The sequence below is a fragment of the Terriglobus aquaticus genome (assembly GCF_025685415.1).
In the GTDB taxonomy this organism is placed as follows: Bacteria; Acidobacteriota; Terriglobia; order Terriglobales; family Acidobacteriaceae; genus Terriglobus; species Terriglobus aquaticus.
Genome location: NZ_JAGSYB010000001.1, coordinates 1,526,249 through 1,542,512, shown reverse-complemented (window position 1 = coordinate 1,542,512; position 16,264 = coordinate 1,526,249). Strand labels below are relative to the sequence as shown.

Genomic DNA, 16,264 nt, shown 5'->3' with positions numbered 1-16,264 from the left:
CTGAAATGCGGTGACTGGGCGGATGTTGTAGCGAGTTTAGGTCGGTGGAACCTTCGTTCCAATGTAACGCAAGTGGTAGGTGAGAATGCATCGCACGCTCCCGGTGTTGTGTAAGCTAGGGGCAGGTCATGACAGAAAAAGCACAAGCCCTTCGCGAACAGATATTGGCTCTGACGCGGGAGTTTCAGAGCGAGGCGTTTCCGGCGCGCGAGTTCGAGGCAGGCGCATCCACGGTACCCGTTTCCGGCAAGGTGATCGACGGCGACGATATGGCCGCGGTGGTCGACTCGGCGCTGGACGGTTGGTTCACAACAGGTCGATGGGCGAAGGAATTCGAGCGCAAGCTTGCGCGCTTCTTCGGGCTGCGGTCGGCCTCGCTGGTGAACTCCGGATCTTCGGCGAACCTGGTGGCGTTTTCGGCGCTCACATCCCCAAAGCTGGGCGACCGGCAGATCAAGCCCGGCGACGAAGTGATCACCGTTGCAGCGGGATTTCCGACGACCGTAAATCCGATCCTGCAAAACCGTTGCGTTCCGGTGTTCATCGATGTGACGCTGCCGCACTACGAAGTCGATATCTCCAAGCTGGAAGCGGCGCGCAGCGAGAAGACCAAGGCTGTGATGATCGCGCACACGCTGGGCAACGCCTTTGATGTGGAAGCGGTGAGTGAGTTCTGCAAGAAGCACAACCTGTGGCTGGTCGAGGACTGCTGCGACGCGCTGGGCACAGAGTTCAATGGCAAGAAGGTTGGCACGTTCGGCGACATCGCCACGGTCAGCTTCTACCCGGCGCACCACATCACCATGGGTGAGGGCGGAGCCGTGCTGACGGACAAGCCCGCGCTGAAGGTGCTGATTGAAAGCTTTCGCGACTGGGGCCGGGACTGCTGGTGCGAGCCGGGCGTGGATAACACTTGCGGCAAGCGGTTTGACTGGCAACTGGGCACGCTGCCCTGTGGCTACGATCACAAGTACACGTACTCGCACGTTGGCTACAACCTGAAGGCGACTGACATGCAGGCCGCGCTGGGCGTGTCGCAGATTGCGAAATTGCCGCAGTTCATCGAACGCCGCAAGCAGAACTTTGCCTATCTGAGAACCAAGCTGCAGTCCCTTGGAATGGAGCGCTGGCTGGTGCTGCCGGAGGCAACGCCCGGATGCGACGCGAGCTGGTTCGGATTTCCCATCGCGGTGAAGCCGGAGGCTCCGTTCACGCGCGACCAATTGACGAAGACGCTGGATGCGAAAAAGATCGGGACGCGTTTGATCTTTGCCGGCAACCTGCTGCGTCAACCGGCCTATGAGGGTTGGGAGTACCGCGTCGTGGGCGAACTGACGAACACCGATTTCGTGATGAACCAGGTGTTCTGGGTAGGTGTGTTCCCGGGCCTGACGGAGCCGATGCTGGACTACATCGCAGAGACGATGCATGCCTTTGCGGAACAAAGCGCCGTGTTGCCGATCACGGCATAATGCCTGCCGGGGATTGTCGTCCCCGGCATAACTTTTGCAGCCCCTCGGGGTTTTCGGTTTCAGGAGAACAAAGGATGAACGGGCGCGAGCGCAAAATGCTGGATCTGCTGACCAAGGGACGGCAGGAGTATGGCTACCTGGCGGTGAAGGCGGAGTATGAAGCGGAAGGCACGCGCGTCGACGAGATGCTGCGGCTGGTAGAAATCTGCCGCAAAGCCGGGCTGAAGCTGGCGATCAAGATCGGCGGCTGCGAGGCCATGCGCGACCTGATCGAGACCAAGCAGATCGGCGTCGACTACATCATCGCGCCCATGATCGAGAGTCGTTACGCGTTGTCGAAGTTCGCTGAAGCAGTGGATAAGGTGTACAGCAAGGAAGAGCAGGAAGACACGGACTTCCTCTTCAACCTGGAAACGATCAACGCGTTCGAGCACCTGGACGACATGACCGAGTTCGCGGCGAAGGCGCCGGAAATTGCCGGCGTGGTGTTCGGTCGTGTGGACTTCTCGCTGTCCGCCGGTTTGGGACGTGACGCGATCAACGGTCGCGAAGTAACGGACTACGTTCTGAAGACGGCTGCGGCAGCAAAGGCCAAGGGAATCGACCTGGTAGTCGGCGGCGGTGTTTCGAGCGATTCGATCCCCGTGTTGAAGGAGATGGTCGACGTACACCTGACCCGGTTCGAGACGCGCAAGGTGATCTTCGATGCGCAATCGGCAAAGCAGCCGCACATCGATCACGGCCTGCTGAACGCGGTTCACTTTGAACTGCTCTGGCTGTTGAACAAGCGGGACTACTACGGTTCGATTCAGCAGGAAGACGCCAAGCGTATCGACATGCTCGAAAAGCGCTGGGCGGTACTGAACCGTTAATGGCGCACCGTCTTCTGGTCTTCGGGGCGAGCGGTGCGATCGGAAGCGCGATCGTTATCGCCGCCGCCGAGCGAGGCTGGCACACGGTCGCGGTAGCACGCACACAACCCACTGTGACCGGGCCTGGTGTCACTGCGCTCACCCATGACCCGTTCGCGGAGGAGTTGGCCGGATCCGACCTTGCAGCTGCCGGTCCATTTGACGCGGTTTGCTGGGCACAGGGAGCCAACGTCAACGACAGCATCCGAACCGTGGACCTCGCCAGGCACGAAGAGGTCTACCGCGCGAACTGTGGCTACATCCTTGTCACTCTGCAGGGTTTGCTTCAGGCCGAGCTACTCACCGCGCCGGCGAAGCTGTGCGTGATCAGCTCCATCTGGCAGACCATCGCGCGTCAGAACAAGTTGACCTATGGGATGACCAAGGCGGCGTTGCAGGGGCTGGTGTTGTCGCTTGCGGCGGACCTGGGGGCGGAGGGGCACCTGGTGAACGCCGTGCTGCCGGGTGCGCTCGACACTCCGATGACGCGAAAGAACCTGACGGCGGAGCAGATCGGTGTGCTGGAGTCTGCCACCTTGTTTGGCCGCCTGTCGACGCTCGAGGATGTCGCGTCCGCAGTGCTGTATTTGTGTTCGCCGGAGAACACCGGCATTACCGGCCAGTTTGTTGCGGCCGATCTGGGGTTCAGCCGTGTCCGCATCCTTTAGCGTCCAGTCGTCCAGTGGTGAGTACAGCGTGCACGTGGAGGCCGGCGGCTTCGCGCGCTGGGCGGGTGAGTTCGCGGGTTCCGCGGTCATCGCGGATCAGTTCTTCCGAAGTGCGTGGCCGAGCGAGGCGGCGCATCCGGTGTTTGTAGAGGCGCTCGAAACCAATAAGGCGCTCGAAGCTTCGCCGGCGCTGATTGAGCAGATGCGGCGTGGAGGTGCAAACCGATCCACGGAGTTGGTCGCCGTGGGCGGCGGCATTATCCAGGACTTGTCAGCGTTCATCGCGTCGGTCTACATGCGCGGCCTGAAGTGGACGTATGTTCCGACGACCGTGCTGGCGATGGTGGATTCGTGCATCGGTGGCAAGTCGAGCATCAACGTGGGGCCCTACAAGAATCTTGTGGGGACGTTTCATCCGCCGGAGCGAGTGCTGGTGGATCCGGAGTTCGTTCATACCCTGCCTCCGGATCAGCGCGCAAGCGGGCTCATTGAAGCGGTGAAGATCTGCTTTTGCCACGGCGAGGAATCATTCGCAAAGCACATGAGCTTTGAGCCTTCTGTGGACATGAGTACGGACGCTCTGGAAGGGCTGATCCTGAACAGCCTCCGATCCAAGAAGTGGTTCATCGAGATCGACGAGTTCGACCGTAAGGAACGATTGCTGCTGAATTTTGGGCACACGTTCGGTCATGCGATGGAGGGCGCCTCGCACTTTGCCATTGCACATGGCATTGGGGTGGGGCTGGGCATTCAGTGCGCCATTGCCATGCAGGAGCGCGCCGGTGTCGATTACAGCGCAGTGCCGAGTGTGACGCGGCTGCGCGAGCACCTGCGAACCATGATGGCGTCGGATGCGACGGTCAGGTCGGTGCTGCCGACGCTGGATCTGGACGATGTGCTGGATCGCATCGGATCGGATAAGAAGCACGGCAAAGATTTCTACACGTTCATCCTGATTGCCCCGGACGGGCGCGTGGAATTGGCACGGCTGCCGCGAACTCCGGAAACGCTGGAGCGGGCGCGAAGCGCGGTGCAGGAAGTGGTTGAAAGTTACGCCTGATTGCCTCCGGAGCGAGCGCAACCGCAGGAAGATAGAGAACTGGTATGAGCACAAAATACTCCGACTTGATGGCCGAATGGCTCGTGCAGCTTGGCTATACGCATTGCTTCTACCTGGCGGGCGGCAACATCATGCACCTGCTGGAAAGCTGCAGCCACCGCTTCACCTGCGTGCCCATCGTCCATGAGGTAGCGGCGGGTGTCGCTGCGGAATACCTAACCGAGATCAGCGACGGAGCGCGCGCCTTTGCGCTAGTCACAGCGGGTCCCGGCATGACCAACCTGATCACCGCGCTCGCCGGAGCATTCCTCGAAAGCCACGAACTGCTTGTGCTGGGAGGACAGGTGAAGGTGGCCGACCTGAACCGCGGAGACGTGCGGCAGCGGGGCATCCAGGAGGTGGACGGCGTCGCCATTGCCGGTCCTGTTTCGGTGAAGTCGGTGCTGATGGAGAAGATCATCGATCAGCGCACGTTTAACGCATGGACGCAGGCGGGAAGCTCGGGTCGCAAAGGTCCGGTCTTTGTGGAAGTGCCATTGGACCTGCAGGGTGCTCCGGTTGACGAGGCGGAGCTCACGAACGCATCGAAGGACGGCAAGGCCGTCGTTGAATTGCCTGCGCTGCCTACGCCGTCTGCCGATCAGATCGCGAAGTTGAAGGCTATGCTTGCGGAAGCAAAGCGGCCGGTGGTACTGCTGGGCGGCGGTGTGGACCGCGCTGTGGCAGAGCAGTTGATGCCCTCACTGGAACGGACGCGGCTGCCGCTAATGGTGACCTGGAACGGCATGGATCGTGTGCCCTCCGAGCACCCGTACTACTTCGGGCGGCCGAATACGTGGGGGCAGCGATCGGCCAACATTCTGCAGCAGCAGGCAGACCTGGTCATCGCGCTGGGCACGCGGTTAGGACTTCAGCAGACCGGCTTCAACTGGCAACAGTATGTGCCTGTTGGAAAACTGGTCCAGGTTGAGATCGATGCTCGTGAGCTTGCCAAGGGCCATCCGCGGGTAGACATGCCAATTCACGGCGATGCGAACGCGGTACTTCGCGAGTTAGCCACGGTGCAACCCGGGGACTGGGACGAGTGGCTTGAGTTCTGCCGGATGGTGCGCAGCGAGGTGCCGCTGCTCGATCCCGAGAACAAGGTGCAGGAGCCGTACCTGTCCTCGTTCGTGTTCAACCACACGCTCAGCTCGCTTTGCGACGAGAACGACATCGTGATCCCGTGTTCGAGTGGCGGCGCATTTACCAGTGCGATGCAGGTTTGGAATCTGAAACGTGGCCAGCGTAGCCAGACCAACAAGAGCCTGGCCAGCATGGGATACGGCCTAAGCGCGGCGATCGGAGCCGCAATCGGCATGCGGCCGCGGCGGACCATCCTGATGGAGGGAGACGGTGGTTTCTCTCAGAACCTGCAGGAGCTGGGCACCGTCCGGGCGCAGAAGCTGAAGCTGAAGATCTTCCTCAACGACGACCACGGCTATGCATCGATCCGCATGTCCCAGATCAACTACTTCAAGGGACACTACGTCGGCTGCGACATCGAGACCGGCCTCGGTCTGCCCGACTGGCACCAGTTGTTCCCGGCGTACTCCATCCCGGTGATGACGCTGCAGCCAGGCTTCGAGAACGACCCGCTCTTCCTGGAGCGTTTCCACTCTGACGGGCCCGCCGCCTTCCTGGTCAACATCGATCCGAAGCAGACGTATTGGCCGAAGATCACGAGCCGTATCACGGAAGCGGGCAGCATGGAGTCGAACCCCTTGCACTTCATGTCGCCAGACCTGCCACCGGAGACTGCGGCAAAGGTCTTCCGGTATCTTGCGGCCGATCCTGTGACCAAGGTGACTGCTTGAGCGGTGCGGGCAGCGGAACTGTGGCGCGCCCGATCGCGCATGCCGACCTCCGTGCTGTGCTGGAGCAAACAAGAGACCTGTGGGAGCAAGCGCGCGGCGAGCGCATCCTGATCACCGGTGGCACCGGGTTTCTGGGTTCTTGGCTCTTGGAGAGTTTCGTTTGGGTGCGCCGCGAACTGGAGCTGGATACCCGCGTGACCGCTCTGTCTCGCCGGCCGGACGCGTTTCGAGCGAAGATGCCTCACCTGTTCTCGGGCGATTGCGGCATCGACCTGGTTGCGGGGGACGTGCGTGACTTCGCCTTCCCTGAAGGCGAGCACAAATACCTGATCGCGGCGGCAACGGAGGCCAGCGCAAAACAACTCGCCGAAGAGCCGCAGGAGATGTGGAGCACGATCCTTGCGGGCATGCAGCGCACGGTGGAGTTTGCGCGCACACACGGTACGAAGCGCATGCTGCAGACGAGCTCTGGCGCGGTGTACGGGCGGCAGCCGAGTGATGTGGTGAACCTGCCGGAAGAGTATGCTGGCGCGCCCGACTCCATGACGGTGAAGAGTGTGTACGGGGAGGGGAAGCGCGTCTCCGAACTGCTTGGAGCACTGGCCGAACGGGAGTACGGCGTGGAGCATGTGAGCGCTCGCATCTTCGCGTTGGGCGGCCCGCATCTGCCCCTGGACAGCCACTTCGCCCTGGGCAACTTCATCCGAGATGCGATGCGTGGTGGACCGATCATTTTGGAGGGCGATGGAACTCCGACGCGATCGTATCTGTACGCCGGCGATGCCGTGGCCTGGATGTGGCGGATGCTGTTCCAGGCGCCGAGTGGGCGCGCGTACAACCTGGGTTCTCCCGAAAGCCTGAATCTGCGGCAGGTTGCCGAAGCCGTGCGCGATGTTCTGGCGCCAGGTGCCGCGGTTGAGGTGCGGCAGCAGGCCGCGGCGGGCGCGCCCGTGTCGCGCTATGTTCCCAGCGTGGAGCGGGCGGAACGAGAGCTGGGGCTGCGCGTGACAGTCGACCTGCGGGAGACCATTCAGCGCACGGCAGGATGGTACGGTTGGAAACGAGCTTGAGCAGAACAGACCTGAGCCAGGAGTGCGAGACATGAAAAAGATCAGCGTCGTCAGCCCGGCCTACAACGAATCCGGCAATGTGCAGCCGCTGGTCGAGCGGGTGCGCGAAGTGTTTCGGCGCATGCCGGAGTACGACTACGAGCACATCATCATCGACAACGCCTCCACGGACACGACAGTAGATGAACTGCGCGTGCTTGCGGCGGACGATCCGCACGTGAAGGTCATCGTGAATGCGAGGAACTTCGGACACATCCGCTCGCCGCACCACGCCATGCTGGAGGCTAAGGGAGACGCGGTGGTCGTGTTGCTGAGCGACCTGCAGGATCCGCCGGAGCTGATCGAGCAGTTTGTCCGCGAATGGGAAAAGGGTTGGAAGGTCGTTGTCGGTGTGAAGACCTCGTCCGAGGAAAGCGGTCTGATGTACCGTATCCGGACCACGTATTACCGCACGGTGGAGCGGCTGACGAGCGTGCAGGTGTTGCGGCACTACACGGGCTTCGGTCTGTACGACCGGCAGGTGATGGAAGTGGTCCGCCGCTATGGCGATCCGTACCCGTACTTCCGGGGCATGGTTGCAGAGGTCGGCTTTCCCATTAAGCAGATTGCCTACGGGCAGAAGCGGCGCGAGCGCGGGATCACCAAGAACAACTTCTACACGCTGTACGACATGGCGATGCTGGGCATCACGAACCTGTCGAAGGTGCCGCTGCGCCTGGTCACGTTTGGCGGCTTCGTCTTTGCCGGCATCAGCCTGCTCATCGGGTTTTTCTACCTGATCGCAAAGCTGCTCTTCTGGAACCACTTTGAGCTGGGCCTCGCTCCGACGATGATCGGCCTGTTCTTTCTAGGGTCGATCCAGTTGATCGCTATCGGCATCATTGGCGAATACATTGGGTCGATCCATACGATCGTGCAGAACAGGCCGCTGGTGACGGAGAAGGAACGGATCAACTTCTAAATGGCTGGTTTGGCAGACCGCATTCCGAAAGGCGAAGCTCTGCGCTTCCTGATGGCCGGCGCCAGCAACACGCTGTTCGGCATGCTGGATACGTTTCTGTTTACCTGGATCTTCGTCCGGCTCAGGCCGGATCACGCGGCGACCATGACCAGCGTGGCCGCGCTGGTCGCCATGTGCATCAACATCACCGTGTCGTTCCTGACGTACAAGTGGTTTGTGTTCCACACCCGCGGCAACTACTGGCAGGAATACAGCCGCAGCTTCGTGGTGTACGTGCCTAGCCTGCTGCTGAGCACGTTTGCCGTCGGCCCGCTAGCGGCCTTGTTGTCGCATTGGCTGCCGCGGCCCGCTCTGGCTCCCTATGCGGCTCAGGCGTGCATCATCGCAGTGGCGATCGTGCCGCAGTTTTTGGGACATAAGAACATCACGTTCCGGAAAAAAGCGCATCCGTTACCCTGACGAGTGTTTGTCTTTTCTGAGCGGTTAAGTGCTGGAGGAATCTGCCGGATGCGGAAGTTTACCCAAGTGGCAACGCTGCTGTGCGCTGCCTGTCTCTCGATCGGTGTGCGTGCGCAGGACACAACCGCAGCCCCGTCGGTAGGCATGCCCGTGCCGCCAGCGAAGCCCGCGTCCATGGATCAACCGCTGGATGTTCACGCGGCGATTCCGCTGTGGCCGAACGGCGCGCCCGGCGCGGTGGGCAAAGCGGACCCCGACATACCGACGGTGGCGGTGTACCTGCCCGCGGCCAACCCCACGCACACCGCGATTGTGGTGGCCCCCGGTGGTGGCTACGCGCATCTTGCGATGGATCACGAAGGTCTACAGGTGGCGCAGTGGCTGAACGCGCACGGCGTGGCGGCGGTGGTGCTGAAGTATCGTCTGGGCCCCACCTATCACCACCCCATCGAACTGGGCGATGCGCAACGCGCGGTGCGGTATGTGCGCTCGCACGCGGCACAGATGGGCATCTCGCCAGACCACGTCGGCATGCTCGGATTCTCGGCAGGTGGCCACCTGACGGCGAGTACCGGGACGATGTTCGACAGCGGGAACCCGTCAGCGGAGGATCCGATCGATCGCGTGAGCAGCCGGCCGGACTTCCTGGTGCTGTGCTATCCCGTGATCAGCATGGAGCAGGGCGTGGCGCACGAGGGCTCGGTCAAGTACCTGCTGGGCGATGCGCCGACTGCGGAGCAGCGTTCATCGATGAGCGCGGATGAGCGTGTGACAGCCCAGACGCCTCCCACGTTCCTCTGGTCCACGACGGATGATGCCGTGGTGCCGGTGATGAATTCCGTGCTCTTCTACCAGGCGCTACTGAAGAACAAGGTTTCTGCAGAGCTCCACATCTTTCCGCACGGACGGCACGGCTTGGGCCTTGCCCAGACGGTGCCGGAGGTGAATGCGTGGCCCGATCTGTTGTACGCGTGGCTGCGGGTGAATGGGTGGGCGCTGTAGGCGTTCAACTCTCGGCGGCATAGGAGGCACAGCTTCGGCTGTGCTTCCTCTTTTGCAGACAATCGCTACTCGTAGCGGAGCGCTTCGGCGGGCAGGATCTTCGCGGCGGAGTTGCTGGGGTAGAGCGTAGCCACGAGCGCCGTCAGCAGGGAAACAACGCTGACGATCACGGCGTCGATCACTCGCGGCGCAAAGGGCAGGTAGTCGATGCTGTACACCGCTTCCGATAACGGGATGAAGCGGTAGTGCGATCCGGCCCAGGACACGCCGTACCCGATCACAAGGCCGATCACGGTTCCAGTTGCGCTGATCAGCAGGCCTTGCAATAGGAAGATGCGGCGCACCTGGTCGGGGCGAACGCCGAAGCTCATCAGCACGGCAATGTCGCGAGTCTTCTCCATAACGAGCATGGTGAGCGCGATCAGGATGTTCAGCGCGGCGACGCAAACAATCAGGCCGATCACGATGAAGGTGACCACCTGCTCCAGCTTGAGCGCGCGGAACAGCTCGCGGTTCTGGTCCATCCAGTTGGTCGTCTGGTAGCCAGGTCCGGCGGCGGCTTCCAGTTGGCGGCCAATCGCGGCGGCCTGGTACAGATCGTCCACCTTGAAACTCAGCACCGACACAAGGTCGGGTTCGCTGAACAGGCGCTGGGCGTCGGCCAGGCGCATGAAGGCGTAGCTGCTGTCGTACTGGTAGAAGCCGGAGTGGAAAATGCCGACCACGCGATAGCGTGCGTAGCGGGGCTGCAGCCCAAGTGGAGTGAGTTCGCCCTGTGGGCTTGTCACCAACACTGAGTCGTTCACCGCGGCACCCAGCGTCTCCGCCAGATCGGAGCCGATCACGACTGGTGGCAAGGCGGACGTCGCATCGCTGGAAAAGGCGTCTGCGGAGCCCTTCTGAACGTGGTTCAACAGGTCGGAGACGGTCTTCTCGTCGGCGGGAACGACACCTTTAATTAGGGCTCCGCCGGAGCGTGGACCGCGCGAGATGAGCACCTGGCCGTACAGGCCTGGTGCAACGGCGGTCACGTGGGGCTGTTGCCGCATCCGCTGCACGAGCGAGCGCCAGTCGCGAATGCCGTCGCCAGAAACGCGCATCAGGTCTACGTGCGCGGTGGAGCCGAGCAGCCGCGACTGCAGGTCGCGCCGCATGCCATTGGTGATGGCGAGTGCGATGATCAGCGCGGCTACGCCAGCCGCAACCCCGATGACAGAGATGGCGGTGATGACGCCTATGACCGCCTGGCGCCGGCGCGCACGCAGGTAGCGGGCAGCCACGAACAATTCAAAGCGCATCGATCCCGCTCCTGCCGGCTCTCATCGGACAAGTGCCTTGGCGCTGGTCGTGTTTTCGTTGCGATCGAACACGCGAACAGCGACCGTGTGTTCGCCTGCGCTTGGGGTTGTGCTGGCCATCGGCACGTCAAGGAGGTAGTGCTCCGCGAGAGAGTCGCTGAGCCGGCCGATCGGCTCCAGGTACTGCCACGGACCGGCGTCGATGGAGAACTCGGCATGACTGATGGGCGAGGTAGCGTCGTGCGCCTCAAAGGCTGCGGTGAGTCTGCCGTCGCGCAGGGCCGCGGTGAGTGGGCTGATGGTAGGCGGCGTGGTGTCGATGATGAATGGCTCGGAGATGCGCTCGGCGGTCAAGGCGTCGGCATCGCTGTGGACGGGTGCGTCCGAGGCGACGATGCGGATCTCGTACTGGCCGTCGGGCAGCAGCGAGGAGTCGAAGCTGTAGACCCGTTCGGAGATGTGGTCCTTCAGCAGGCGCCAGGTTTGCTCTCCGATGCCGCGGGCATACACGGCAAACATCAGGTCGTCGCCGTTAGGATCGCGGGCAATCCAACGGACCGTGACCGCCTTCGGGTCGCGCTGGGCCAGCAGGGGACCGGGCGTGATCTCGGCGGGTGGCGTCGGGGCCGACGTTCCATTGGCACGAAATGTGACCGGCACCGTTGTGGGCGGTGTCGCGGGAGAGGAGGACGGGACGCGAGCGCCCGGTTGCACCACGACGTCCTCAACCGTCGGTGGCACATTCCGTTGCAGGTAGTTGACGGCGACGGCGTTCAGAACTGCGCCCGGGTGAAGCACGGCCTTCCACTGCAGGTACCGGGCCACGGGCACCGGTAGCGGGGTCTGGTCAGGGCGAACCGGCTGCCAGTCGGACCACAGGTCGCCGAGGCCGCTGCGATTGTTCTCCACGTTGCCGGAACGCGCGAATAGATCGATGCGATCGCGGGTTCCCGTCAGTTCCGCACGCCCCCACTGCGTTGCGAACGTGCCGTCAAACACGTCGGACGTGTAGGTGGAGTCCGCGGCCGGCGTGTCCTGCAGCTCGAGCAGGCGGCCGGAGTTAGCGGTGACGATGCGCACACCATTGGCCGTAGCGGCCATGGCTACGGCCTGGTTGGCCTCGGTGTGGGCCACGTCGGTATAGCTGCCAGGGCGGGAAGGGTCGATGCGATAGATGTGGCCGCGATTGCCGGTAGCGGCAAGCAGGGCGTTGCCGCGCCACGCAAGGGCGTAGGTGATCTCTTCCCGCAGGTTCAGCAGGCGGGTTGGTGTGTCGTCTGGCGCGATGCGGTCGATCTCAGAGCCATCCGGAACGAGGGCGTTCGTGGGCGCGGCGACGGAAGAGCCGGGCTGGGTGAAGGTGATGGAGATGCGGGGCTCCCCCGCGGCGGGCAACGGCGGCAGTGCCGGCGGGCGTCGGTCGCCGATGGCCGCCAGGTAGAGATTTCCGGCGGGATCGAGGGCGAGCGAGGTGATCTCGTGCTTCGGGGCGGTGTACAGAGCGAAGGCCTTGTGACCGGGTGTGTTCAGCGGGATGCGGTAGACGATGCCGCTGCCATCGGAACCGGCGAACAGGGTGTTGCCGTCCGCACTTAGCAGCAGGGTGCGAATGTGCTGGTCGCCAGACTGGAAGAGGAGTTCGGGCTTTGTTCCTAAAGCGGCCCCATGAGCGATTCGATAGATCGCGGCGGGCGCACCGGCTGCAACGAGGATATCGCCGGACGGGGTTACAGCCAGGCTCCAGAGATACTTCGGCTTCTCCGCTGTAAGTGTCGGATCAAAGATTACTTCCGGTTTCCCGCCCGGTCCGATGCGGTATACCTTCCCATCCGGAGCTGTGGCGACCAGGGTGCTGCCATCGGGGGCCTGCGCGATTGCGGTTACGGTAAGTTCCTTAAAGTCGGCCACCGTTGTAGTGGCGCCTTTCGGGTCGATGCGCAGGAGCTGCGAACCTCCGCTGGCCACACCCGTGCCCACCAGGGTCGAGCCGTCGCGCTGCGGTAGCAGAGACCAGAGATAGGTGGCCTTCGTGCTGGCGATCGTTTCCAGGTGCGGAGCGGGTTCCAGGCGACCGTCGTTCCGGATGGCGACGCCGGTCGCGGTGCCGCGTTCGAAATCCTCAAAACGCTGGGTCGTCCATTGCTGCGTGCCCTGCGCCCGGAGAGCGGGAAACACGGGCAGCAGGCAGGCGAAGGTGAGCAGAAGTCCGAATCTGCCTGCGCGAAAGCCAGGCTGTATCCGGGAACGCTCCGTTCGAAATGGCAAAGCAATACCTCGTCTTGAGTTCGTCGGCTCGGTCTAGCGGATGCGAAGGGTAAGGACCTGGGAGCCGCTGACGGCAGCGTCCAGCGGAACGGAGCCAGCTTCTTTGGCGGTTTCAGAGGTGAAAGAGATTTCCCGCGAGTCGCGGAGCGGTTGCAGGGTGTTCACCACATCCGGCGGCAAGGACGGCAGTGCCGCGGCGGCGGTGACCCCCTGCGTCTCGTGATCGAGCAGGGCCACGTAGAGCCGGTCGTTGGTGTGGGTGCGGTTCAGTTGGGTGATGGTGTCGGCCAGGTCAAGCGGATGCGGCGCGCTGCCAGCTGGAGGCGCGACCAGGCGATCCATGGTCGTGCTGTCTCCTACGACGATGCGCAAAGGGCCGTTCTCCAACGTGGTCGGCAGCTTGATGGGCACTTCCACGACGCGGGCCGACTGCTGCCACGGGCGGATGGTCGCCTGCACCACGACGGTGTCTCCGGGGCGAGCCTCGTCGGTGGACAGGCGGGCGGATTCGATTTGGATGGACTCGCGGGTGGGTACGACAGCGGCGTGCAGGTCCACTGCCGTAATCACCGGCTGTTCCAGAGCGTTGCCGTAGACACGGCTGAAACGCTGCGCCAGCAGCACGGCAGCTCCCACGGCTGCGGGCTGGCCCTCGCCGGAGGAAAGAGTGGCATCCAGACGGAGCGGCTCGTGGTTGGCGATGGCGACCGAGCCGGTAAGACGCAGGCTCATCTCGCTGCCCGAGGTGTTGGTTCCGCTGAGCGCCTGGTATACCCCGGCCAGCAGCACCTGGGGCGTCAGCTCGCGATTGTTGAGTACCTGGAAGTGCAGGGTGCGGGCAGGAAGGCCGGAACCGGCGACGGGCGCAAGCTCGACCGCGACCGGGATCATGGGTGCCTGTACCCGAAACGAACCGGCGATTGCGTTGGAGCGATCTTCAGTGAACGCGCCTACAGTTTCGGTCGTGTTGACGATCTTGAAGGCGTTCTGGGGCGACGGCAGGGTGGCGAGCACCTCAGCCTTGGTCATGGGCACGTCGATGTCGCCGTATTGTGTGATGGGGTGCCCGCAGGCCAGCAGTTGCTTCGCATCGAGGTAAGTCACCGTGCAGGTGGCTGCGATGTTCAGGTCACCCCGCGCCAGAACCGCGGAAACCGCTGAACCGGGCACGATCGGCTCCGGCTGGGGCGTGTCCGGCGACGCGGAACCCAGGCCGCTGACTGGTTCAAGGCCGAGCGCGCGAAAATTTGCACCGAAACGGTCCAGGGTGTCTGCGGAGAAGCCGCTGAAGACAAGCGGGGTGGCGATGGGCGTTAGGCCGTCGTTGCGTGCAGGGCTAAAGGAAGGTGCGAGGGCAGCCACGGGTTCAGCGGGGGTGGCGGGCGGGGCAGGACGCTCCGGCGCTGTGGGGTTCAGAGCGTTCGGCAAATCGCGGACCTGCAGCATGTACTCGATCGGCGTGATGCCGCAGATGGGCTCTTTGCTGAACTGGCCGATGCGAAAGCTGAGTGCGCCCAGCAGCTTGCCGTCGATGTACACGGGCGATCCGCTCATGCCGGCGACCACGCCCGTGAAGTCTGGCTTGGTGCCGTGCAGCCGGGCAAGGATCATGTCTTGACCGGGGCCGATGCTGTTGGGCATGCGGCCCAGGATCTCGACGTCCATGGGCTCCGGAACACGGCCTTCAAACACGGTCCACGCAGTGCCGTGCTGGCCGCGGCGCACTTCGCTCAGCGGAAAGGGCTCAGCGTGGAGCGGCGGCCCGGCGGACGCTGCAGCGGCCTGCGCGCGCAGGGCGGGCGAGCCGGCACCAACGGCGCAAAGGGCCAGCGTCCAGCAGAGACGGAACGCGGCTCGCCGCCAGGGCTTCTCCGTTGCTGGAACCGTTGCGCGACCAATCACGTCTACCAGAGTAGAGACGTTGCGGCAGTGTTGCCAATGCGCAGGCGCCACTTGTCTTTGGCCGGACGCAACCGCGCGGACATCGTCTACGCTGCTCCGGACGTTTCGCTTACAGTTTTGCTTGAGGACCTGATCCCGTGCTTCCTTTCCGGACTTCCCAAACGCTTGTGCTCGCCGCCACGCTGTTGAGCGCCGGCGCTCTTTGCCCCGCAACTGGCGCGCAACAGCAGCCACAGACCCCGCCTGCACAGCAGACTCCGCAGGCGCAGCCCGACCAGGGTCCCGTGCAGGACAACGCTCCCGTGGTGCGGAAGCGCAAGTACGCCGATCCCGAGCCAGAACCGCCAGCGCCGGAACAGCCGAAGGACAAGACGCCGAAAGAACTGCAGAACTACACGTTGCGCGTCGACGTTCCCGTAGTGAACGTGGACGTGAGCGTTCAGCTCGACAAGACGCGCCAGTTCGTTCCCGGTTTGAAGGCCGGTAATTTCCGCGTGCTCGAGGATGGTGTGCCGCAGCGCATCACTGAGGTGCGGCAGACCACTGCACCGATCACGGCCGTGATGCTGCTGGAGTTCGCCGCGAATAGCTGGGCCTTCATCCAGGACATGCGGCAATCCTCGTATGTGTTCTTCAAGTCGCTTAAGCCGGAGGACTACATCGCGGTCATTACGTATGACCTGCGTACCCACATTTTGACGGACTTCACCAAGGACAAGCAGGTCACCGCGCAGGCGCTGCAGACGCTGACCATCCCTGGTTTCAGCGACACTGACGAGTTCGATGCCCTGTACGAGACGCTGGATCGGGTGAGCCGGATCGACGGCCGCAAGTACATCATCCTGATCTCGAGTGGCCGCGATACCTTCTCGAAGATCACGCTGGACACCATGCTGAAAAAGGTGCAAAGCGCACAAAACGTGAGCATCTACTGCATCAGCACGGGGGGCCTGTTGCGCACGCTGGCGGACGGCCGCATGGGCGCGATTGCGCGCATGGACTACCTGCAGGCCGATAACCAGATGCGGACGTTTGCGCAGATGACAGGCGGCCGGGCGTACTTCCCGCGCTTCGAGGGTGAACTGCCGGACATCTTCAGCGAGATCAACCAGTCGATTCGGAACCAGTACATCATCACGTACCGGCCGACGAACACTGCCCAGGATGGCACCTATCGCAAGATCAAGGTGGAACTGGTCGACAACGAAGGTATGCCGCTGCAAATGGTCGACGAGAAGAATAAGAAGGTGAAGTACACCGTGGCGGCTCGCGACGGGTACAAAGCGAGGATGCCGGTGGAGTAGTCGAGGCAATTACGGCGGCAGGAGAACGAGGCAGAG

Annotated in this window: 13 protein-coding genes; 10 read left to right on the top strand and 3 right to left on the bottom strand. The window is 62.9% G+C overall.

The window, feature by feature from the left end; translation table 11 throughout:
• Window positions 1–128: 128 nt before the first annotated feature.
• The 9 genes from rfbH (at window position 129) to OHL12_RS06255 (ending at window position 9,459) form a co-directional block, all read left to right on the top strand.
• Window positions 129–1,472 carry a lipopolysaccharide biosynthesis protein RfbH gene (rfbH, locus tag OHL12_RS06295; protein ID WP_263412974.1) on the top strand — a complete coding sequence of 448 codons (1,344 nt, stop codon included), beginning with the start codon at window positions 129–131 and terminating at the stop codon, window positions 1,470–1,472.
• Between the two features lie 74 nt (window positions 1,473–1,546).
• The gene (locus OHL12_RS06290; protein WP_263412973.1) at window positions 1,547–2,344 is read left to right on the top strand and encodes an aldolase/citrate lyase family protein; all 798 of its coding nucleotides are present in this window, start codon (window positions 1,547–1,549) and stop codon (window positions 2,342–2,344) included.
• Complete coding sequence (locus OHL12_RS06285; protein WP_263412972.1) at window positions 2,344–3,051, top strand: SDR family NAD(P)-dependent oxidoreductase; 708 nt, start codon at window positions 2,344–2,346, stop codon at window positions 3,049–3,051. Before OHL12_RS06290 ends, OHL12_RS06285 begins: the two co-directional genes overlap by 1 nt.
• The gene (locus OHL12_RS06280; protein WP_263412971.1) at window positions 3,035–4,111 is read left to right on the top strand and encodes a 3-dehydroquinate synthase; all 1,077 of its coding nucleotides are present in this window, start codon (window positions 3,035–3,037) and stop codon (window positions 4,109–4,111) included. Before OHL12_RS06285 ends, OHL12_RS06280 begins: the two co-directional genes overlap by 17 nt.
• A gap of 44 nt (window positions 4,112–4,155) precedes the next feature.
• A complete protein-coding gene (locus OHL12_RS06275; RefSeq protein ID WP_263412970.1) occupies window positions 4,156–5,967 on the top strand; it encodes a thiamine pyrophosphate-binding protein in 1,812 nt (603 codons plus the stop codon).
• Window positions 5,964–7,037 (top strand): NAD-dependent epimerase/dehydratase family protein, encoded by a 1,074-nt coding sequence (locus OHL12_RS06270; RefSeq protein WP_263412969.1) that lies wholly within the window; start codon window positions 5,964–5,966, stop codon window positions 7,035–7,037. The genes OHL12_RS06275 and OHL12_RS06270 overlap by 4 nt, the downstream gene beginning before the upstream one ends.
• A 31-nt stretch (window positions 7,038–7,068) precedes the next feature.
• A complete protein-coding gene (locus OHL12_RS06265) occupies window positions 7,069–7,998 on the top strand; it encodes a glycosyltransferase family 2 protein (RefSeq protein ID WP_263412968.1) in 930 nt (309 codons plus the stop codon).
• Window positions 7,999–8,457, top strand: a complete 459-nt coding sequence (locus OHL12_RS06260; protein WP_263412967.1) for a GtrA family protein — start codon at window positions 7,999–8,001, stop codon at window positions 8,455–8,457.
• Window positions 8,458–8,505: 48 nt separating this feature from the next.
• The gene (locus OHL12_RS06255) at window positions 8,506–9,459 is read left to right on the top strand and encodes an alpha/beta hydrolase (RefSeq protein ID WP_263412966.1); all 954 of its coding nucleotides are present in this window, start codon (window positions 8,506–8,508) and stop codon (window positions 9,457–9,459) included.
• A 65-nt stretch (window positions 9,460–9,524) separates the two neighbouring features.
• Here OHL12_RS06255 and OHL12_RS06250 read toward each other — a convergent pair whose 3' ends face one another.
• The 3 genes from OHL12_RS06250 to OHL12_RS06240 form a co-directional block, all read right to left on the bottom strand.
• Complete coding sequence (locus OHL12_RS06250) at window positions 9,525–10,757, bottom strand: ABC transporter permease (RefSeq protein WP_263412965.1); 1,233 nt, start codon at window positions 10,755–10,757, stop codon at window positions 9,525–9,527.
• A 21-nt stretch (window positions 10,758–10,778) separates the two neighbouring features.
• Window positions 10,779–12,932: a WD40 repeat domain-containing protein gene (locus tag OHL12_RS06245; RefSeq protein ID WP_263412964.1), complete on the bottom strand. Its 2,154-nt coding sequence runs from the start codon at window positions 12,930–12,932 to the stop codon at window positions 10,779–10,781.
• 123 nt (window positions 12,933–13,055) lie between these two features.
• A complete protein-coding gene (locus OHL12_RS06240) occupies window positions 13,056–14,924 on the bottom strand; it encodes a SpoIVB peptidase S55 (protein WP_263412963.1) in 1,869 nt (622 codons plus the stop codon).
• A gap of 137 nt (window positions 14,925–15,061) precedes the next feature.
• Between OHL12_RS06240 and OHL12_RS06235 the strand changes: the two genes are divergently transcribed.
• Window positions 15,062–16,228, top strand: a complete 1,167-nt coding sequence (locus tag OHL12_RS06235) for a VWA domain-containing protein (protein WP_263412962.1) — start codon at window positions 15,062–15,064, stop codon at window positions 16,226–16,228.
• Window positions 16,229–16,264: the final 36 nt, after the last annotated feature.

Excerpts from the sequence above, each read along its gene's own strand:
- rfbH (WP_263412974.1), top strand. The coding sequence starts at position 129 with ATGACAGAAAAAGCACAAGCCCTTCGCGAACAGATATTGGCTCTGACG.
- OHL12_RS06290 (WP_263412973.1), top strand. The coding sequence starts at position 1,547 with ATGAACGGGCGCGAGCGCAAAATGCTGGATCTGCTGACCAAGGGACGG.
- OHL12_RS06285 (WP_263412972.1), top strand. The coding sequence starts at position 2,344 with ATGGCGCACCGTCTTCTGGTCTTCGGGGCGAGCGGTGCGATCGGAAGC.
- OHL12_RS06275 (WP_263412970.1), top strand. The coding sequence starts at position 4,156 with ATGAGCACAAAATACTCCGACTTGATGGCCGAATGGCTCGTGCAGCTT.
- OHL12_RS06265 (WP_263412968.1), top strand. The coding sequence starts at position 7,069 with ATGAAAAAGATCAGCGTCGTCAGCCCGGCCTACAACGAATCCGGCAAT.
- OHL12_RS06260 (WP_263412967.1), top strand. The coding sequence starts at position 7,999 with ATGGCTGGTTTGGCAGACCGCATTCCGAAAGGCGAAGCTCTGCGCTTC.
- OHL12_RS06255 (WP_263412966.1), top strand. The coding sequence starts at position 8,506 with ATGCGGAAGTTTACCCAAGTGGCAACGCTGCTGTGCGCTGCCTGTCTC.
- OHL12_RS06250 (WP_263412965.1), bottom strand. The coding sequence starts at position 10,757 with ATGCGCTTTGAATTGTTCGTGGCTGCCCGCTACCTGCGTGCGCGCCGG.